Consider the following 20,505-nt stretch of genomic DNA (forward strand, 5'->3'; position numbering starts at 1 on the left):
TTGTTGAGACAAAGTTACACATTTTACAGCGAATTAAACAATTCTCTAATTTCACTAAGCATCATTGCGGTTGCTCCCCAAACTATTTGATTGTTAAATTTAAAGCAGGGAACATCTAAGTTTGTTGCATATGAGGTAGTTATGGTTGTTTTTGAAATTGAATTTTTATTTAATAAATCTTTTAATGGAACTTCAATTAATTGTTCTACCTCGTTATTTATTTTAAAATTGGGCTTATAATCTACAGTTGCTAGAAAAGGAGTTACCATAAAATTACTAGGCGGTATGTACACGTTTGTCATTTCTTTAAATACAAAAGTATCGTTTAAGTGAAGGCCAACTTCTTCGTTTGCCTCTCTAAGTGCAGTACTTTTTAAATCGCTATCAACTTTGTCAAACTTACCGCCAGGAAAACTAATTTGAGCAGAATGTGTGCCTTTGTAACTAGCTCTTAAGGTTAGTAAAAATTGAGTTTCGTTGTTTTTGTCTGGGTAAAATAAGGCTAATACTGCAGCAATTTTTGGGTTTGCTTTCTCAATTAATTCATGGTTAAATTTCAAACGGATTGCAGGTGCTAATTTAAATTGAGCATCTAAACCTCCCAATTTATTTTGTTGAAGCGTAGCAATTGTGTTTTTAAATGTATTGAAATTCATTGTTTAGTGGTATAAAATGAAGGTAATTCTAATTTAAACCTTACAGCAATTAATCGGATAGCAATAACAATTAGCGATGTTACAACGTAAGTAACATTTTGGTTTGTAGTGTAATTAGAAATTACTAAAAAAGCAATTCCACCAATAATACTTGCCGTAGCGTATACTTCCTTTTTAAATATTAACGGTATTTTATTACATAAAACATCTCTAATTACTCCACCAAAAGATGCAGACATTGTACCAAGTGCAATACAGATTATTGGATGAAAATTATACTCAATTCCAATTTCGGTACCCACAATGGTGTATAACCCTAAACCAATAGTATCAAATAAAAATAAAGATTTACTTAAATACCTTAACCTTTTTCTAAGTATAATAGTTAAAATGGTACCGGCCATAATAGCGTAAATATATTCCATATTAGCCATCCAAAAAACAGGATTTCTACCAATTAAAACATCTCTTAAAGTTCCACCTCCAACGGCAGTTACAAATGCAATAATAAAAACACCAAACGGGTCGAATCGTTTTCGCATAGCTACTAAAGCTCCTGAAATAGCAAATGCTATTGTACCTGATATGTCTAAAAAATCGAAAAGTGTCATTTACATTTGTTGTGTATAATAATTGTAGTCTTTAATAATAATATCTATAAATTCAACAGGTTTTAAGTCTGTTGTAATACCAGTTAATTCTGTAACTTTAATATGTAGTTTTAAAATAGTTTTATGGTTTTCAGCTCGCATAGCTTTTAGGTACAATTCTTTTATAGTTTGTACATCATTATCTGTTAAAACGGTTACTTGTGGAAATGTAGGAACATAACCTTCAGCAATATCTACATTTAAAGTATCACTAATTGATACTGCCTTTTTTTCTGAAATTACAGTGGTTGAAGCGGCTAAATCTCCTAAACGTTGTCCCTTTCCATTTAATAATAAAGTTAGTAAACCTATAGAACCAGAAGATAAACTCACATCAATTCCTTTTAAAATCCATCTAACTAAATAACTACTAAAAGTAGGTTTAGAACCATCTATTTTTGTTACTCTTATTTTGTTGAAATATTTGCCAGGAGTTTGTCCGTTCATAAAAGATTCAAAAAATAAACTATAAAAAAATACAGGTAAACTTACTAGTGTAAAAAGTACTTGATTGTTAGAAAAATCATCTGCATCTAATCCATTTAATATTAGCATCATTAAAAATCCATAAGCTGCTATAATTATTAAATCTATAAGGAAAGATCCAATTCTTAAACTTACAGAGGCAACATTTTGTTGAATTGTTATGTTTTGGGCAGTTTCTATGCTAAAATTATCCATTTTTATCTACAATCTTTTTGGCTGGTACAATTTGATTTTTTACATTCGTTAACTTGAATAACAAAATTTAGAATTTCTTCTAAATTTAGGTTACAAAAATATAAAAAATGCGTGAAGCATCCTTTGTAAAAAGAAATAAAAAAAAATGGCTATTGTTTGAAAATTCTCTTGATAAAAAAGAGCAAATTTCACCCGATAGGTTGTCTGACTTATATATTGAAGTTACCGACGATTTAAGTTATGCAAAAACCTTTTACCCTAATAGCAATACTGTTTCTTATCTAAATGGAGTAGCTTCAAAAGCACATCAAAAAATATATACAACAAAAAAAGAGAGTAAAAATAGACTAGTTACTTTTTTTAAAACTGAGTTTCCTTTAGAGTTTGCACAATACCATAAACAACTGTTAATAGCTTTTGTAACGTTTTTATTTTTTGCAATTGTTGGCGCTTATTCTGTTGCTACAAATGGAGATTTTGTGCGTGTAATTATGGGAGATCAATATGTAAATATGACGCTCGAAAACATAGCTAAAGGAGATCCAATGGCAGTTTACAAGCAAATGGGTGAAACTAATATGTTTTTAGCCATAACTATAAACAATATTAAAGTAGCAATGTATGCCTTTTTATTAGGTATATTTTTTTCTGTAGGCTCATTATTTATTATGATGCGTAATGGTGTAATGTTGGGGTCGTTTTTATACTTTTTTTATGATAAAGATTTAATGTGGGAATCTTCTAGAACAATATGGATTCACGGAACTATAGAAATTTCAGTAATAATAATTGCAGGTTGTGCTGGTTTGGTGTTAGGAAATGGGTTATTGTTTCCAAAAACATATTCTCGATTGGCATCGTTTAAAAAGAGTTTTAAAGCTGGTTTAAAAATTATGTTGAGTACCATTCCATTTTTTATTGTAGCTGGCTTTTTAGAAGGCTTTGTTACTAGGCATACAGAAATGCCAGATTGGCTAGCGATACTTATTATTTTAAGCTCTTTAGCATCAATTATTTACTATTATATTATTTACCCAATAAAATTAACTAACAAACTTAACAATGGACAATAACAGTTTTATTCAATTTAAAAGAGAGCGTGATTTAGGAACAATTATAAGCGATACATTTAAGTTTATTAGAGAAAATTGGAAAGAATATTTTTTAACAATTTTAAAAATTGTGGGACCAATATTAGCTGTTTCTTTAGCTTTTATTGTTTTTTATATGTTAGCGTTTTCTAATATTTTTTCAGATAAAGAAAGTATACAAAACAATCCAATGGGAGCAATAAGTACTATGTTTTCTTGGGTGGCAGGTATTATTTTTGTGTATACAGTGTTGTATACCTTATTATCAATGTCGTCATTATATTTTATAAAATCGTATATAAAAAATAACGGAAAACCTGTTTTTGCTGAAGTAAAAGAAAATGTTTTTAAAAACATTTGGAAATTTTTAGGCTTGGGTATATTGGTAACAATTTCTGTAATGTTTGGAATGATGCTATGTTATGCTCCAGGAATTTATTTAGCTGTGGCTTTATCCTTATCAACTTCAATAATGATTTTTGAAGATAAAAATGTTGGAGATTCGTTTTCACATAGTTTTACTTTAATTAAAGGGCAATGGTGGAATACCTTCGGGGTTTTAATTGTTGTTTGGTTATTAATAATGGTGTTAGGACAAGTTTTTTCTGTACCAGCATTTATTTATCAAATGGTTCAAATGGGAACAATTGAAAATGACAATGATCCTACAGCTGTGTTTAGCTTATTTAAAGACCCAATATATTTAACGTTAACAATTGCAGGGTATTTATTTCAGTTTATTCTTTATTCTATCCCGTTAATTTCTGCTGTTTTTATTTATTTCGATTTAAATGAACAAAAAAACTTAACTGGTACTTTTGAACGAATAGACAATTTAGGAAACTCAAACAACGAGTAAATTTATATGAAACAACTAATTGTCGTTTTTTTACTACTACTTTTTTCTTTGCCATTTTATGCGCAAAAAGATTCTATTCGTGCAAAAAATGATGACAGTTTTATTATTCAAAAAAAGTTTGATACAAAAAAAATAGAAGAATATAAAAACAATAAAAACTTTAATTATACCGAGGTTAAATTAAAAAAAGAACCTACTTGGATAGAAAAGTTTTTGCATTGGTTAGGTAGGCAATTAAAGCGTTTTTTAACCTGGACTTTTGGTAATGAATATGCTCCTGGAATTTTTAGCTTTATAATTAAGGCATTGCCTTATGTAGTATTGGCAATAGTATTGTTTTTAATGTTGAAGTTTTTCTTAAAAGTTAATACAAGCAATGTTTTGGGTAAAAGTGCTAACAAACCAATAGTAAATATAACCGAAGAAGAGGAGCTAATAAAAACAAAAGATTTACCCAAGCTTATACAACAAGCAATTGAACAAAAGAACTTTCGTTTGGCTGTACGTTATTATTATTTATTAGCAATTAAAAAGCTAGAAGAAAAGGAGTTAATTGTTTGGGAACAGCAAAAAACTAATGAAGATTATATAAAAGAAATAACAGGAACAAACATTCAAAAATCCTTTAAAGACCTAACCAAATTATACGATTTTGTTTGGTATGGTAATTTTGAAATAAACGAGGTGGAATTTGCTAAAATAGAGACCGATTTTAAAAAAACTAACAACCTAATTAAAAAGTAATTTGGATAAAAAAACTAAAATATATTTAGGTTTATTTGTACTACTTATTTTAAGTATGTTGTACGTAGAAAGCGTAAAAGATAAACCTGTAAATTGGTTTCCAACATATACGGCTAAGCATAAATTACCTTACGGAACTTTTGTTTTGAAAGAGCAATTACCAAGTTTGTTTTCAAACAGTGAAATTACTTCAATTACAGAGCCTCCATACTTGTTTTTAAAGCAAAAAGAAGAAAGCAATAAAACATATGTTTTTATAAACAATCAAATAAGTTTTGGAGATGCAGAAATTGCTGAACTAATGAAATTTGTTGAAAGTGGAAATGACGTTTTTATCTCAAGCCATTCTATTAATATTGACACTTTAAATATAGAAACGGCTTTATTGGATACCGATAATTTTGAACAGAAATCAATATTTAAGTTTAAAAACAAAGTATTTAAAAACAAAGAGTATACATTCGATCGTTTTTTTAGCAATACTGTTTTTGACGAATTCGATGCTGAAAATACTACTGTTTTGGGTATAACAGCTTTTCTTGATAAAAACGATAATAGAACTGACCAAGGAATAAATTTTATTAAATTTAAACACGGAGATGGTAATTTTTATTTACACACATTTCCAGAAGTATTTACAAATTATAATATTTTAAAAGGAAATAATCATCAGCACGCAGCAAATGTTTTATCGTATTTAGATACTGAAAAAGATATTTTGTGGGATGCTTATTATAAAACAGGAAAGTCTAAAATTACATCGCCATTACATTATTTACTAAGCTCAAAGCAATTAAAATGGGCTTATTATATGGCATTAATAGGTGTGTTGTTCTTTATTGTTTTTAACGGAAAACGTACACAACGTATAATTCCAATAATTACACCTTTAAAAAACCAAACATTGGCATTTACACGCACTATTTCTAATATGTATTTCGAAAAATCGGAACACAAGAATATTGCAGAGCATAAAATAAATTATTTGTTAGAATTTATTAGAACAAAACTTCATATACCAACTACACAAATAGACGATACATTTTATAATTACGTAGCGCAAAGAAGCGGTTATGATTATGATAAAGTTGTACAACTGTTTAAGTTTTGTGATGAAATACATATGAGAAATCAAATTTCAGAAAATGATTTGGTGAAGTTAAACAGAATGATAGAAAATTTTAAAAATACAATTCAATATGGAAAATAACGATTTGAATTTTAATAGCAGAGTTAACTTAGATAACTTAAAAGTTGCTGTAGAAAAAATAAAGGCCGAATTGGGTAAAGTAATAGTTGGTCAAGATAATTTTATAGATTTATTGTTGGTTGCTTTACTAGCAGACGGACACGTTTTAATTGAAGGTGTGCCAGGTGTTGCAAAAACAATTACTGCAAAATTATTATCTAAAACTGTAGAAACTGGTTTTAGTAGATTGCAATTTACTCCAGATTTAATGCCAAGTGATGTGTTAGGAACTTCGGTTTTAAATATGAAAACATCTGAATTTGAATTTAAAAAAGGGCCAATATTCTCTAACCTTGTTTTAATTGATGAAATAAATAGAGCACCTGCTAAAACACAAGCAGCTTTGTTCGAAGTTATGGAAGAGCGCCAAATATCTATGGATGGAACTACCTATAAAATGGATCCGCCATTTATGGTGCTGGCAACTCAAAACCCAATAGAGCAGGAGGGAACTTATGCGTTACCAGAAGCTCAATTAGACCGATTTTTATTTAAAATTGATGTTGGTTATCCTACATTAGATGAAGAAATTTTAATACTAAAATCTCATCAAGAAAGAAAAGGAGCATTGCCGCAAACAATAATTTCATCATTAATTTCTGAAGAAGAATTAAAAAATTACAAGCAGCAAATATTCGAAATTATTGTAGAAGAAAAAATAGTTAAATACATTGCTCAAATTGTTTTAAACACACGTAATCATCCACATTTATATTTAGGAGGTTCACCAAGAGCAAGTATTGCAGTGTTACAAGCTTCAAAAGCGTATGCAGCAATTAATGGTAGAGATTTTGTAATTCCAGAAGATATTAAAAAAGTTATTTACCCAGTTTTACGCCATAGAGTTATTTTAACACCAGAACGTGAAATGGAAGGTATGACGGCAGATAAGGTTGTAGAAATGATTGTGCAATCAGTTGAAGTGCCTAGATAGCTTTGTATACGTCAACCTGATTTTTTTTGGTTCTTATAATAATTAAAATGATATGTTCATATTTTTAAACAAGTATAGAATAACGAATAAAATAACAAATGAAGTAATCTATAATTAAAGAATGAAATTTATTAAAAGCTTATATATTCACCAGCAGTTTTACATTTTTATTAGTGTAATTTCGGCAACCTTTTTGGTGTCGTTTTGGTTTCCTGTGTTGTATATGTTGGCCTGGTTTTTAGTAATTATTTTGATTGCGTTATATGTAGCAGATATTTATTTGTTATATAGAAAAAAGAATGGCATAAACGGAAGACGAATATTAACACAAAAGTTTTCTAATTCAGATAATAATCCAATACCAATTACCATAAAAAATAACTACAGTTTTAACGTAGTAATAAAGTTAATTGATGAATTGCCAAAACAATTTCAAAAAAGAGATTTTGAATATAATGCTTCAATAAAAAGCAAAGATACTTTTGAGTTTGAATATGAAGTTAGACCGTTAGAACGAGGAGAATATCATTTTGGTAAATTAAATGTATATGTTTCTTCATTTTTAAAGTTAGTGTCTAAACGGTATTCATTTCAAGATAATGAAATGGTTGCAGTATACCCGTCATACATTCAAATGCGTAAATACGAGTTTTTGGCACTAAGTAATAGATTAACGGAGTTTGGGTTAAAAAAAATTAGAAGAATAGGGCATACCCTAGAGTTTGAACAAATTAAAAATTATGTGGTTGGAGATGATGCGCGTACAATAAATTGGAAAGCTACAGCTAAGCAATCTCAATTAATGGTAAATCAATTTCAAGACGAAAAATCTCAGCCAATATATTCCGTAATTGATTTAGGAAGGGTAATGAAAATGCCTTTTGAAGAATTAAAACTATTAGATTATGCTATAAATTCTGCGCTAGCCTTTTCTAATATTGCCTTGCGAAAAAATGATAAAGCGGGTTTAGTAACTTTTGCTAAAAAGGTTGATACAATTGTTGCTGCAAGTAATAAAAAAACGCATTTAAACGTAATTAACGAGGCTTTGTATAATATTGATACGAAGTTTACAGATTCGGATTTTGGTTATTTGTATGCCTTTACAAAACGAAAAATTACACAAAGAAGCTTATTTATTGTATACACTAATTTTGAACATGTTTCTTCATTAAAAAGACAAATGCAATATTTACAAGCTATTAGTAAAAATCATTTACTAGTAGTTGTATTTTTTGAAAATACAGAGCTAGATACGCTTATTTCAAATTCTGCAGAAGATTTGCAAGGTATATACCACAAAACAATAGCAGAAAAATTTGCTTTTGAAAAACGATTAATAGTTAAAGAACTCGAAAGTAAAGGTATCTATGCAATACTAACAAAACCTAAAAATTTAACGGTAAACGTTATTAATAAATATTTAGAATTTAAAGCTAAAGGGTATATTTAAAAATTATTTAGAGAATTCTAACATTCCGAATAAACCAGCTTCATGCACTCTTTTTTGATCAAAAACTGGTACAATTGTAGAAGTAATTCTTCGTTCTCCATCAACTTCATTTCTATCTTGTCTTAAAGCTAAAAAGCGCCATTTAGTACCTTCAGCAATTGGATGAAAAGTATCTACACCTCTAAAAGTATTTAAAGGTATTGCGTACTCCATAGTCCAACCTTTATCAATATCTGTATTATCATTTAAAGTACCGTTAATTTGTACGCCAATTTCATAATCCGGACTAAAGGCTTTTACCACTCCTTTTGTGTTATTGTAAAAATTATCTAGGTAAACAATGTCATTTGGAGTTTTTAATACATTAACTTCAAAACAAAAATGAGTGCTTATAGTTTCAGGAACTGGAGCTAAAAATATTTCAGCACAATCATCAAGAAAAGGAGCTCCATCTCTAACAGTTTCTCTAGCGTTTATAAATTGATCTTCACATTGAAAAAATAAGTACATATTTTTATCATCCCATAGCATTCTGTAAGAAGTTTTTTGAACATCAGTTTTTTTTTCATTTTCATAAAAATAATCAAAAGTATATACAGGGGCTTTCTTCCAATCTTTTTCATTCATTATACCGTCTACAGTTATCAAAGCCTTTGTGTTTGTAGCTTTAAATAGTGAAATGTCTTCTTTAACAGTTTCCTTTTTATTATTGCAAGAAACAAGTAAACTAAAGGCTATAATTAATAATGTAAGTTGGTTAATTGAGTTTTTCATATAATGTATTTGAGAGGTTTTAAAATTAAAGATTTTAATTAGGCTTTTATTCTAATTATAAAAACTTTTTTATCAGTTTTATTGTTTTTGCCATAAAAAAGTAAATCCTCTGTATTTGTCATAGAATTTTTATTGCTGAAACAATTTATGTTATCTTCTAAAAAAGTTTCAGACAAAAAGTTTATTTCGTACTCTTTAATAGTATGTGTTTTATGGTATTTAAAAGGAATAAGGTCTAAAGCCCATTGAGCATATTTAATGTTGTTTACATGGTTGTTCGGGTCTAAATCGCTAATTTTAACTTCAATTGTTTTTTGTAGCTCTAAATCTTCGGCAACGTTAATTTTTGAAGCAGTAAAACCAAGGTTGAAATCTTTTCTTGGAGCAAAATAAGATTTTATTTCATTTATTTCTTTTGGTTTTCTAGTTTTGGTGTCTAGTATCATCCAAGTAGTAGAACACTCTCCAATTTTAATGTTATTATTATAAATTTCAAATTCTCTAATAGCGTAAAACCCTTGTACAGGTAATGTCCATGTTTTAATGGTAATAGTATCGTGCCATAAGGGCCATTTATTCATTTTTAAAAATTGACGCGTTAGTACCCAAAAAGTACCCGTTTCAATCATTTTTTGGTAGCCAAAACCTAATTCGTAGGCGTGTTCTGCTGCTGTATCTTGTAAAAAACCAAGTAAACCAAATAAGCCTAATTTTTGATTAATATTTATTTGTATGCTATTAATTTTATATGTTTTGGTATAAATGGTGTTTAAAGAATTCATTTACATTTTTTTATAAGAAAGAATATCCAAAAATAATAGAAGTAGTTGTGTAAGGCGAATCCCAATAAACAAAATTGTTCAATATTTGTTTTTCTGTTTGAAATCTAGCTTCGATACTGTATTTGTCTTTTAGTTTATACCCAATACCAAAAGCTGCATTTGGATTGCTACTAATTTCTTTATTTCGGACAATAGATCTATCTATTTCATTAAAAATAACAGACGAATTAAAAGATAAATCAATTATGTAAGAGGCATTTATAAATAGTTTTGAATCATTATTTAAGAAAAAATAATGACGAATTCCTAAAGGTAGTTCTATAGAGTTATACTTTGCCGTTTTTATAATTTCTCTATCTGTTTCATTACTATTAACAGTACTTACTTTCGATTTGTATTGTTGAAAAGTAGGTTCGAATATTAACGCCCATTTGTTTTTATTAAACGAAAAAATAAATTCAGCTTCAATACCTAGTCCAAAACTAATTTTGTTGCCAAAATCTGTGTCATCATAATCAGAAATAGCGTTGTTTATAAAAAAGGAGGAGTTTCTAATTTGAGGCCTTATTGATAAATTAAATAAGTCTTTTTTTTGTTTTGATTCGTAATTAGTGTAGTTAGAGTTATTGCATTTATTATATAGGTTGAAAAATTTAATTAAACTCTTTTTTTTATACGTTACTTTATTAACAGTCGCCATGTTAATTGAAGAACATTTTAGCTTATTCCACAACTGTTGTTTGAACTGATTGTTTTCACCAATTTTAGAGTTTTCAGTTAAATATGTTTTGTAAATTAATTGCTCAATAGAAGAGTTATCTACAGAGTAGAAAAATCTACTTAAACTATCGTCATTGTAACCATATAAATTGGCATTACCTTTTATTAGTATTTTTAAAAAAAGCTGTTCTTCTTTAAAACTAACTTTTTTGGATTTATCTAAATTGTTAATATTAGAAGTCGATCTGTCAATTTTTACAGTTTTTTTTACATAACTAGAAGCGTTGTAAATTTCAAATTTTGTAACAGTTTCAATGCCTGCTTTTTTTGAATTACCATTTTCAGAAAGTTTATATTCAAAATGAGTTGGGTTACTTCTCCAATCAATATTTTTTATAAAACATTCAACTTTTTGGTTTGCATTATTTATAAAATAACCTTTTTCGAAAGTAATTTGAGAGTAGCAATTTAAAGTAAAAGCGGTTATGAGAAGTAAAATTGTATTCTTTTTCATAATTGATCTGTGTTTAAAACTATAAGAAAGAATATCCAAAAATAATAGATGTAGTTTTATACGGTGATTTCCAAAAAATATAACTATTCATAACTTGTCTTTTTGTTTGTACTCTAGCTTCAATACTATATTTGTTTTTTAGTTTGTATCCCATACCAAAAGCAAAATTGGTGTTGGTATTAACATTTTTTTCGCTATAAATATGGCCATCTTCTTCTTCGAAATGAATTGAAGAGTTTAGAGGTATATCATTTATGTATGACGCATTTATAAAAATTTTGGAATCATTGTTTAAGAAAAAATAATGACGAACACCAATAGGTAATTCTATGGAGTTGTATTTTGCTACGGCAGTGTTTGTTCTTCCAGAAAACTCGCTAACAACATATGTTTTTTCTGATTTAAATTGTTGAAAGGTTGGTTCAAATATTATAGCCCACTTGTTTTTGTTAAAAGGGAAAATTATTTCAGCTTCAATACCTAGTCCAAAGCTAGTGCTACTGCCAAAATTAGTGTTTTTTGTATCTGAAACCGCATTTTTTATGTTTAAAGAAGAGTTTCTAAATTGAGGCCTAACAGATAAATTGAATAAGTCTCTTTTTTCCTTTAACTCGTAATTAACAAATTCAGATTTAAAGCAATTGTTAAATTGGCTAAAAATGTTAATTAAATCCTTTTTTTTGTACCGTATTTTTTCAATTGTATTTAGTTTAATTGAAGCACATTTAAGGTTATTCCATAATTGTTGTTTGAATCTATTATTTTCACCAATTTTACTATCTTTAGTTAAATAGGTTTTATAAACTAATTGTTCTATAGTTTTATTTTCTGTTGAATAAAAAAACTTAGAAAAACCATCTCCTTCGTATGAGTATAGATTTGCTTTACCTTCAATTAAAACCTTAAGAAAAAGAGTTTTAGTTGTAAAATTAACTTTTTTAGTTTCACTTAAATTATTAATTTTAGTACTTGATTTATCAATTTCAACAGTTTTTTGTATGTATTTTGAAGCATTATAAATTCTAAATTCCTTAGCTGTTTTTAGACCAATAGTTTTAATTTTATCGTTTTCTGATATTTTATATTCAATTTCTGATGGATTTTTTCTCCAATCAACATTTTTTATAAAACATTCAACTTTTTGGTTTGCATTATTTATAAAATAACCTTTTTCGAAAGTAATTTGAGAATAAGTTTTTGAGACGAAAATAGCTAGAGCGATTAATAGAAAGTATTTTTTCATTTTTTTTAGTAAAAATAATGTTTTTTATAAGAATTTGCTAGTCTTTAGTAATAGGTTTTAGCATTTTTTTTAGTAATATAATTTGCCCAAAATGGTAATAACTATGTTCAATTATAACATTAATATTCCTGTAAAAATCTCCATATTTGGGGTTGACAAAAGAATTTTTTAATTCTTTATCTGTAAAGTTACTAACTAGTGTTATAAATTTTTCAGAATCTTTACAAAATTTACTAACTAAAGCATTCCAGTCTTTTTTAGATTTAATAGGAGGGTAGTTAAAACTAAATTTATCTTTAATCTCTAGATCTCCACCTTCAAGAACATTTAAAACCCCAGCAATATAATAATCAATATGAAAAACTAGATCAGCTATTGAATTTAGATTGTTAATTTTTTTTGTAGCAGTTTTCCAGTCTAGATTAATAATTTCACTTTTTATATTTGTACCAGTAACCCATTTTCCATTTATTAAAACTTCGTTTAACCTATTGGCAAGTTGTTGCGCTAATTTCATTTAACTAAATGTTTTTTGAACATAAAAATACTAGCAATTAAATTTAGGCCTAAAAATAGCACTCCAAAAACTAATAATCTAATAAAGCTATTGTTGCTTGTGGTAAATTCAGATAATTCGGATATTAACGCTAAAACCATATACAAATTCAATAAAATAAATACGCTAGAAATTAGAAGTCCTGCTATTTTGTTTTTAATAATTACTTGATACAGTAAAACTCCAATAAAAATAATTGCAAAAGGATTAAATAATGTTGAAGTATTTACCCAATAGAAAATTGAAGCGATAATTAAATATACTTCTGGTAGTAATAAAAGATTGTCTTTTCTAATTATCATAACTTTTTTTTAAAATTATAGACATGATAAATTTAATGAAATAAAAATTTAGAATTATTCTATTTTGTTTGCATTCAGTTTTTTTGAACTTATTGTTAACCAAACACCAAGAATAACAAGTAATAAACAGGTTAAAAATGGAATGTAATAAATGTTTGAAACATCTATAAATAAAGCTATAAATAATGCCCCAACTGAAATTAAAATTGCAATTATAGCGTAAGGTGTTTCATTATAATACCAAGCGTATGGAAACAAATGAGCTCCAGTTATAATTGCATATGCCATTATAAAATAATCTGGAAATTTTAATAGTATAAATATTAAAAAAGGGAAATAAATTAATTGGGCAAAATTTAACCAAAGACCTAAAGGTTGAAGCGGATTTTCTTTTATTTTCCAAGTTGTTTTAAATAATTTTGATAGCAATAAAGCTAACGGTAGCAATAACGATCCTATAATAAATGTAAAAATTGCTTTATCGTAAGAAGTATTTGTTGTGAATTTCCAAATAAGTGAAATTAATAACCAAATTATACTTGCAGCGAAAATAAAATCAATACCATTTTTTGCTTTTTGTTTTATTTCTAATTTTAATTTATCGAAAATTAGTTTGTTTTTAGACTTTTCCATTTTTTTATTATTTAAATTTTTTTATATATCAATTAGTTAAGTAATACTCAACATTAACAAGTTGTAACGAGTTAACTAGCCCTAAATCTAAAGAGCTTTCTTTATCATATGTTAAAATACAGTTTGAGTTAGCACTAATTTCGTAACAAGAAGATGTTGCATCTTTAGAAAAATTTCCAGAATATTCTAAACCATCAGAATTTAAAGTTAAAACAACAATACCTTTTATAGAGAACTCGTTAGGGTTGTTTAATTTAATTTGAAACTGTAACCTAGAAGTGTTATTTCCTGTATCTGGAGTAAAATTAAACTCTAAAACTTCATAAGTTAAGTTTTCTACAGCTGGTGGTTCAATTAGTTCAGGAGTTGTTGGTTCTGGATAATCACAAGGTACTTGTTGCGTGGTTTCTGTACTATAACTTTGACCAAAAACTACATAATACTGTGGAATTGTTATGGTTTTAATACAATCATCTTCATCAGAAGGGCAAGCAGATGTTGTAATTAAAGTAATAATTAGTAAAGTGTATTTATAAATGTTTTTCATAATAATTTTTTGTGTTTATTTTAAATCCATTCTTTTTTTAAAATGGCGTAAATAATATCATCTACCCATTTGTTATTTATTAATAAGCTTTGTTTAAAATGAGCTTCTTTTCTAAACCCAATTCTTTCTACAAGTTTAATAGAATTTGCGTTTTTTGGATCTATAGATGTAGTAATTCTATGTTTATCTAACTTATTAAAAAGATAGTTAATAACACCTTTTAAAGCCTCAGAAGCATATCCTTTTCCGTGGTGTTTTTTATCAAGTGTTATTCCTAATTCGCATTGGTAACTATCAATAAAATGAATACCAATATCTCCTATAATTTCGTTGTTTTTATTGTTAATTATTACAACTTGAAACCACGTTTCTGGTTTGTTAAATTCTTGTGGGTTTTTAGCAATAAATGCATCAACATCTATTATTGATTTTGGAATCCAATTTTGAAATTTATTTGTGTTAGAATCTGACCTATAAGAATAAACCTTTTTGCTATCGCTTGGTTTAATTGGCCTTATTAAAATTCTTTCAGTTTTTATCATTTAAAAGAACTTATTTTTATTTGGTGTTAGTTTTATTTACTCTTAGAATTTTTTCCATTTTGCGCCCTCGAGCTAACTCGTCAATAAGTTTATCTAAATATCTAACTTGTTTAGTTAGTTCATTATCAATATCTTCAATTCTATAGCCACAAATTACACCTTTTATAAGGTGTGCATTAGAATTTAGTTTGGCATTTTTAAAAAACATTTCAAAAGTTACTTTTTGGTCAATTAATTGTTGAATTTCAACTTTGTTATAGCCTGTTAACCATTCTATAACTTCATGTAATTCATTTATAGTTCTACCTTTTTTTTCAATTTTTGTTATATAATGTGGGTAAACCGATGCAAATGTCATTTTTGCAATAGTCTCGTTATGTTTGTCTGTAGTTTTCATAAATAATAACTATCAAAATGTTTTTTTAACCGAATGTTAAAATTAATATTTTTTCTTTTATTGAGGTTAACACTTAATAAGTTTTGATTGTTAAAAATTAAACTTTAAGTTGGTAGTATATTTTACTGGATTAACTTTTCTAAATGTTTTTCTACTTTTAATTCTAAACTAACTAATTCACCTTTGTAAAAAACACTATTTATAATCCAAGGAATTGGCATTTTTCTACCATCTTCTTGAGATTTAATGTGATTAATTTCTAAAGGTATATTTTTCTTTTTTGCGTATTCACTTAACAATTTATTTGTGTAAAATTCTGTAAAAGGACAAGTATTAGAGTAATACGCAGTAATTCCATTTTTGTTTGGACAGTTGCCATTTTTGGCACTTTCTAAAAATTTTGGAAACTTAACATTTGGAGTTGTTTTTAAACCCCAAAGCTTAAAATATGGTTTTGCTTCATCAATAATTTTAAACCCGTGATGTTTAAGAAATTTAGGGTCTGTCATAAAAGGTCTTTTTTTATCACTAGAAACAGCAATAATTCCGTCCATATTTTTAGAGTCTTCTAAACATTGATTTAACAACTTTTTTCCGTAGCCTTTTCCCTTAAATTTGCCAGAAACCCAAAAACAATTAATTACCATAAAGTTATTACCCGTTAAAGGAAGCCAAGAATTTTCTATTGAAATATATTCAATAAATACTTTTCCTCTAACATTAAGCTTTTGAAAATTATAACCATTTTTAAACTCTTTCTTTAACCAGTCCTTTTTCTTCTCATATCCAGTTCGGCATTTTTTATCACTTATTGCACAGCAAATATGTTCATCTTGAATATTTGTATTTGTAAGTTTTAAAATTTCCATTTGGTTATAATTTTTAGTTCATCAATTATTTTGTAATTGTTGCGTGGCGTTACTTAATTGAAGTTTAAATTCATTTTTGTTGTCAACGTACAATGCCAAATTTTTGTATTTATGTTTAATTCCATAAAGCCCAACCAAAATGTTTTCTTCTTTTAATTTAATAATAACATTATGACTTTCCAATTCTCCTAAAAATGATAATTTTCGAGTTACTTTATTCAATTCAATATCTTTAGATGAAATTTCAACGCTGCTTATAGTTGCTATATCAATTGTCGATTCATTCATAATTCCATATCTAAGAAATAGTTTATTATTTTCAATTGATATTGGTCTTTTAAACATAGATTTTATAAACCCAAAGATTTGTATACCAGAATAAATACTCAAAAAAGTTAAAACCCAAGCAACTGTAGCATTCCATTTAGCTAATAAAATATGCAGCGTAACAGTTTCTATAGCTATAATAAAAATAATTGCAATTAATAAAGTAACAGTTCCACTATTTTTATGGTACGTAAATTCATTTTTTTTTAATTCTCTTTTTTTCCAATGAATGAAACCAAAGTAGAAAACTGCAATTTCGGTTACAACAGGAATTACGGCACTCTTTGGAAGTATTTCATAGCAAGTATTTTTTAAAGTTGTAAAAAAATCGAATGATGCTGTTTGGTTTTGTTTGTATTTTTTTATTGCTAACCTAATATTGTAAATAACAAACGTTAAAACCGATAATTCTACAATAGGTAGAATCCAAGTTTTAAAAAGGTTGAGGTAATATTGGTTTTCTGAAGGCAGTATAAGTGTACAAGTAATTAAGCCTATAATTATAAAAGGAACAACAGTAGTTTTTGCAATTTTAGTTTTTCTTATTAATAAAAAGTAAACAATTGGAACTGTTAATAACAAGTCGAACGTAATTGCTAACGATAATTCACTTGGATTATTAACAAAAATAGGTGATTTAGCTATTGCTATCATTAATGCAATAATAAACAGTGGTATTCCGAATATTTTAAGATTTTTCTGAATGTTTATTGTTTTCTTCATATTCACTTTTTAATGATTTACAATAACTTATACAGGCTGTTTCTTCTCGTTTTTATAATTTGAACAACTAAAAAAAGTGAACCCAATAATTAGCACTAAAGTTAGTAAATAGGCTCTTGCCAAGCAATTAAAATTGTACGTTGTTAGCAACTGTTTTTTATTTTTTTGATAATGTTTTTAATACATTAATAGCTTTTTTAGAATCTTTTTTATCTACAAAAATATGGTCATGATAATACCCTGCAATTACATTACAACTAATATTATTCTTTGCTAATTCTGTTGAGAAAACAGCAGTTAAACCTACAGCATCAAGTGAAGAATGAATCATTAAGGTAATCCAAGAAGCAATATACTCATAACTCAAATTTAGCTTGTCAGCCTTTTCTTTTTCAATAACAATGGTTGTTCCTTCTTTTTCTTTGAATTCACAGATAGTATCTTCTCGATTAATTTTACTAATATCTTTTATAGTAGAAAAAATATATTCACCATCATTAAGTTTTGGTGTCATATTTTTTATTAATTCCGATAAATTAGTTTCTCCTACCATTTATTAATTTCTTTTTAATTTTTCCGTTTATATAGTATTCAATAAAAAAAAATGGAAGTGTTGCAAAGGAGAACAGCCATTTAATTACCAGCTATAGTCTACATTTTTACATTTTGTTATAAGCAATTTTTGTTATTACTCAATTAATTTTTTAAAGGTAACTTGAATTTAAAAGTACTTCCTTTACCTAATTTACTTTCGACCCAAATTTTTCCTCCATGTTTTTCTACAAAATCTTTACATAATATTAAGCCTATGCCAGTACCTTTTTCGTTTGCTGTTCCATGAGATGATATATTTGAGGCAAGGCAGAACAATTTCTTTTGTGTTTCGTCATCTATTCCTATTCCATTATCAGAAACAGAAATTTCGATAAACTTGTCTACCGTTAATGCATAAACATTTACTTTACCATGCGAATTTGTGAATTTGATAGCGTTTGAAATGAGATTTCTTAAAATTGTTAAAATCATGTTTAGATCTGCAAAAACAATAATTCTTTCTGATTCATGGTAATTAAGAACGATATCTTTTTTTTGAGCGAAGGAATCTGAAAGTGTTAATACCTCTTTAATGATTGTTGATAAAGTTAGTTTCTCAGGATTAAAATAAATCTGTCCGGTTTCTGATTGTGCCCAATTCAGCAAATTATCAAGTAAAACGTGTGTATGTTTTGCGGTTGAATTTATAATGTTTAAATATTTTTCAAATTTAGAATCTTTAAACTCTTTTGAATTTTCAATTAAAAGCTCTGTAAAACCTATAATATTATTAAATGGGCTTCTTAAATCGTGTGCTATTATTGAAAAGAATTTGTCTTTTGTAGCGTTTGATTCAATTAATAATTGTTCTGTTTTTTTACGTTCAGTAATATCTAAATGAGTTCCAGACATTCGTAAGGCATTACCTTTTTTATCTCTTTTTACTATTTTTGCACTGTCTAAAATCCATTTAACCTCTCCGGTTTTAGTTAGCATTCTGTATTCAAGTTGGTGAAAAGGGGTAATACCATCAAGGTGGTTTTTTATTGAAGCCCAGGCTTTCTCCCTGTCATCAGAATGAATAAAATCAACCCATTGATTTACAGACGATGATATTTCTTCAAATGTATAGCCTAACATTTCGGCCCAACGTTTATTGCGTTTTACCTCGTTGGTTTCAATATTCCAGTCCCAATACCCTAAATTACTACCAAGCAAAACAAAATCTAACCGTTCTTTAACCTCTTCAGCGTCTTCTTTGGCAAGAATTATCTTATTGGTTTGATCATTTTTTGTGTCAGATTTATCAGTTGAGTTTAATTGAAGATATTCAATTTGTTTTTTTAGTTCAGCAATCTGATTTTCTAATACATTATTATAAGTTGATTTGTGATTCATTTTGCGCTGCATTAAAGGTTCTAACTCAACAAAAGTTGCTTTTTTTAGTAAGTCTAAACTACAAATTTTAGTTTAGAATCCATTATTTATTGAGGTGTTTTATAACCAACTATTTTTGAGGTCTGTTATTCAATTTTTCTTGAATATTTAAAAGTTGTTTTTTATTAATTAAATTGAAGTCAGCTTTTTTAAGAAAATACCTTTGATGCGTTCATTTTGTTTTTGTAAGTAGGCTATAACCAAACAATAAAGCATACTGGTTGTTGTTTGTAGTTATTTTTTTAGTTCATTTTTTAAGCCTAACAATTTCAATTCTTTGTGATAGTTCTCAATTCTAGATTGTGCATTTCCGTCAATTAATAAAATGAGAATTAACATTGTAATGGTTGTAACACTAATTGCTCTCCAAGTAGGTGTATTAATAAATAAAATTAATAATGCTGCTACTATAATTAATATTGGTACTAATTTAAATACAACTATAAATTGCTTTATAGTGTTTTCAGAACGTTCAATTTCGGATTGATAAAAGGCAGTTTTATTGGTATTAAAATTCTTTTCAAAAAGTTTAACTCTTTTAATGTTGGTGTAGTTAGTACCACATCCAATTATTAATAGCAATATGCCTGCTACTAACGTTGGAATGATATAAGCCTTAGCTAAATCTGTTTTTCCTAATTGCCAAAATCCAATACTTGCTATTAAAAAACCAATAGCAAAGAAAATAAAGAAACGTGTTGAGAATACTTCGGCTTTTGCCCATTCGATTGCTAGTTTTAATACATCCATAGTTTCATTTTTTTATTATAAACAACAGTTTTGTACAGGGTTTAGTTGCGTATATATGGTATAAATTTAGTAAATAATTACCGACCAAGAAAATCCGATAGGATTTTCGTAAGTGTGCTAGAACCAAACAATAAAATATACCAGTTGTTAGCATACGTTTTTTAATCGGTTAATTTTTATAAGCTACAGTAAAGAGTAATGTTCTTTTTAAATCTTTTCCTTTAGAATGATAGTAATCAAAATTAGGTAATTGCTTTACAACTTTAATAATTTCATTTTTTTCACTCTCTTTAAGATTTCCTTTAATATTTACTGAAAAATCATTTTGAGAACTTCCTGTTTTAATTAAAATAGTAAATCTTACTATTTCTTTATCTGATTCTATAAGTTTTTTTATGTCCAATTGTTTTTCTATAAACTCGATTAAGTTTTGAGAGTCTTCAGTATAAATAGATTTAAAAAAGTTATTATTTGTGAACTCACTTTTTACTAAAACACCATCTTTGAATGTAAATTCCGATTCTGATTCGTGTACTTT

Annotated in this window: 25 protein-coding genes; 6 read left to right on the forward strand and 19 right to left on the reverse strand. The window is 27.3% G+C overall.

What is annotated here, in order from left to right:
* Window positions 1-23: 23 nt before the first annotated feature.
* The 3 genes from BLU40_RS14960 to BLU40_RS17645 are packed head-to-tail and all read right to left on the reverse strand — an operon-like array spanning window position 24 to window position 1,987.
* The gene (locus BLU40_RS14960) at window positions 24-656 is read right to left on the reverse strand and encodes an NUDIX hydrolase (RefSeq protein WP_090125403.1); all 633 of its coding nucleotides are present in this window, start codon (window positions 654-656) and stop codon (window positions 24-26) included.
* Window positions 653-1,267 (reverse strand): trimeric intracellular cation channel family protein, encoded by a 615-nt coding sequence (locus BLU40_RS17640; RefSeq protein ID WP_175454805.1) that lies wholly within the window; start codon window positions 1,265-1,267, stop codon window positions 653-655. Before BLU40_RS17640 ends, BLU40_RS14960 begins: the two co-directional genes overlap by 4 nt.
* Window positions 1,268-1,987, reverse strand: a complete 720-nt coding sequence (locus tag BLU40_RS17645) for an RDD family protein (protein ID WP_175454806.1) — start codon at window positions 1,985-1,987, stop codon at window positions 1,268-1,270.
* Between the two features lie 107 nt (window positions 1,988-2,094).
* Between BLU40_RS17645 and BLU40_RS14970 the strand changes: the two genes are divergently transcribed.
* The 6 genes from BLU40_RS14970 to BLU40_RS14995 all read left to right on the forward strand — a co-directional run bounded on the left by BLU40_RS14970 (window position 2,095) and on the right by BLU40_RS14995 (window position 8,317).
* Window positions 2,095-3,060, forward strand: coding sequence for a stage II sporulation protein M (locus BLU40_RS14970; RefSeq protein ID WP_090125407.1), 966 nt, complete (start codon window positions 2,095-2,097; stop codon window positions 3,058-3,060).
* The gene (locus BLU40_RS14975; protein ID WP_090125410.1) at window positions 3,050-3,937 is read left to right on the forward strand and encodes a YciC family protein; all 888 of its coding nucleotides are present in this window, start codon (window positions 3,050-3,052) and stop codon (window positions 3,935-3,937) included. The genes BLU40_RS14970 and BLU40_RS14975 overlap by 11 nt, the downstream gene beginning before the upstream one ends.
* Window positions 3,938-3,943: 6 nt before the next feature.
* Window positions 3,944-4,681, forward strand: a complete 738-nt coding sequence (locus BLU40_RS14980; RefSeq protein ID WP_090125413.1) for a hypothetical protein — start codon at window positions 3,944-3,946, stop codon at window positions 4,679-4,681.
* A gap of 1 nt (window position 4,682) precedes the next feature.
* The gene (locus BLU40_RS14985; protein ID WP_090125416.1) at window positions 4,683-5,891 is read left to right on the forward strand and encodes a DUF4350 domain-containing protein; all 1,209 of its coding nucleotides are present in this window, start codon (window positions 4,683-4,685) and stop codon (window positions 5,889-5,891) included.
* Window positions 5,881-6,864 (forward strand): AAA family ATPase, encoded by a 984-nt coding sequence (locus BLU40_RS14990; protein WP_090125419.1) that lies wholly within the window; start codon window positions 5,881-5,883, stop codon window positions 6,862-6,864. The genes BLU40_RS14985 and BLU40_RS14990 overlap by 11 nt, the downstream gene beginning before the upstream one ends.
* A gap of 121 nt (window positions 6,865-6,985) precedes the next feature.
* Complete coding sequence (locus BLU40_RS14995; RefSeq protein WP_090125422.1) at window positions 6,986-8,317, forward strand: DUF58 domain-containing protein; 1,332 nt, start codon at window positions 6,986-6,988, stop codon at window positions 8,315-8,317.
* Window positions 8,318-8,320: 3 nt separating this feature from the next.
* Here BLU40_RS14995 and BLU40_RS15000 read toward each other — a convergent pair whose 3' ends face one another.
* The 16 genes from BLU40_RS15000 to BLU40_RS17650 form a co-directional block, all read right to left on the reverse strand.
* Window positions 8,321-9,091 (reverse strand): carbohydrate-binding family 9-like protein, encoded by a 771-nt coding sequence (locus tag BLU40_RS15000; RefSeq protein ID WP_090125425.1) that lies wholly within the window; start codon window positions 9,089-9,091, stop codon window positions 8,321-8,323.
* A gap of 38 nt (window positions 9,092-9,129) precedes the next feature.
* A complete protein-coding gene (locus BLU40_RS15005; RefSeq protein WP_090125428.1) occupies window positions 9,130-9,873 on the reverse strand; it encodes an acyl-[acyl-carrier-protein] thioesterase in 744 nt (247 codons plus the stop codon).
* A gap of 10 nt (window positions 9,874-9,883) precedes the next feature.
* The gene (locus BLU40_RS15010) at window positions 9,884-11,107 is read right to left on the reverse strand and encodes a porin family protein (RefSeq protein WP_090125431.1); all 1,224 of its coding nucleotides are present in this window, start codon (window positions 11,105-11,107) and stop codon (window positions 9,884-9,886) included.
* 19 nt (window positions 11,108-11,126) lie between these two features.
* A complete protein-coding gene (locus BLU40_RS15015) occupies window positions 11,127-12,350 on the reverse strand; it encodes a tRNA modification GTPase (protein WP_090125433.1) in 1,224 nt (407 codons plus the stop codon).
* 37 nt (window positions 12,351-12,387) lie between these two features.
* The gene (locus BLU40_RS15020; RefSeq protein WP_090125436.1) at window positions 12,388-12,867 is read right to left on the reverse strand and encodes a DinB family protein; all 480 of its coding nucleotides are present in this window, start codon (window positions 12,865-12,867) and stop codon (window positions 12,388-12,390) included.
* Entirely contained in the window at window positions 12,864-13,208 is a 345-nt protein-coding gene (locus BLU40_RS15025) for a hypothetical protein (protein ID WP_090125439.1), read from the reverse strand. The genes BLU40_RS15020 and BLU40_RS15025 overlap by 4 nt, the downstream gene beginning before the upstream one ends.
* 54 nt (window positions 13,209-13,262) lie before the next feature.
* Window positions 13,263-13,841, reverse strand: a complete 579-nt coding sequence (locus tag BLU40_RS15030) for a DUF7010 family protein (protein WP_090125441.1) — start codon at window positions 13,839-13,841, stop codon at window positions 13,263-13,265.
* A gap of 28 nt (window positions 13,842-13,869) precedes the next feature.
* Complete coding sequence (locus tag BLU40_RS15035) at window positions 13,870-14,388, reverse strand: hypothetical protein (protein ID WP_090125445.1); 519 nt, start codon at window positions 14,386-14,388, stop codon at window positions 13,870-13,872.
* Window positions 14,389-14,408: 20 nt separating this feature from the next.
* Window positions 14,409-14,930 carry a GNAT family N-acetyltransferase gene (locus tag BLU40_RS15040; RefSeq protein WP_090125449.1) on the reverse strand — a complete coding sequence of 174 codons (522 nt, stop codon included), beginning with the start codon at window positions 14,928-14,930 and terminating at the stop codon, window positions 14,409-14,411.
* Window positions 14,931-14,946: 16 nt separating this feature from the next.
* Window positions 14,947-15,327, reverse strand: a complete 381-nt coding sequence (locus BLU40_RS15045) for a DUF2200 domain-containing protein (RefSeq protein WP_090125452.1) — start codon at window positions 15,325-15,327, stop codon at window positions 14,947-14,949.
* A 122-nt stretch (window positions 15,328-15,449) separates the two neighbouring features.
* Window positions 15,450-16,196, reverse strand: coding sequence for a GNAT family N-acetyltransferase (locus BLU40_RS15050; RefSeq protein WP_090125457.1), 747 nt, complete (start codon window positions 16,194-16,196; stop codon window positions 15,450-15,452).
* Window positions 16,197-16,217: 21 nt separating this feature from the next.
* Complete coding sequence (locus BLU40_RS15055; RefSeq protein WP_090125461.1) at window positions 16,218-17,246, reverse strand: hypothetical protein; 1,029 nt, start codon at window positions 17,244-17,246, stop codon at window positions 16,218-16,220.
* A 157-nt stretch (window positions 17,247-17,403) separates the two neighbouring features.
* Entirely contained in the window at window positions 17,404-17,799 is a 396-nt protein-coding gene (locus BLU40_RS15060; RefSeq protein WP_090125464.1) for an ACT domain-containing protein, read from the reverse strand.
* A 143-nt stretch (window positions 17,800-17,942) separates the two neighbouring features.
* Entirely contained in the window at window positions 17,943-19,178 is a 1,236-nt protein-coding gene (locus tag BLU40_RS15065; protein WP_175454807.1) for a PAS domain-containing sensor histidine kinase, read from the reverse strand.
* A gap of 273 nt (window positions 19,179-19,451) precedes the next feature.
* Window positions 19,452-19,967: a hypothetical protein gene (locus BLU40_RS15070; protein WP_090125473.1), complete on the reverse strand. Its 516-nt coding sequence runs from the start codon at window positions 19,965-19,967 to the stop codon at window positions 19,452-19,454.
* Between the two features lie 169 nt (window positions 19,968-20,136).
* On the reverse strand, window positions 20,137-20,505 hold a 369-nt coding region (locus BLU40_RS17650; RefSeq protein ID WP_175454808.1), incomplete at its 5' end, for a hypothetical protein.

Source organism: Lutibacter oricola, from assembly GCF_900106565.1.
GTDB classification, from domain to species: Bacteria; Bacteroidota; Bacteroidia; order Flavobacteriales; family Flavobacteriaceae; genus Lutibacter; species Lutibacter oricola.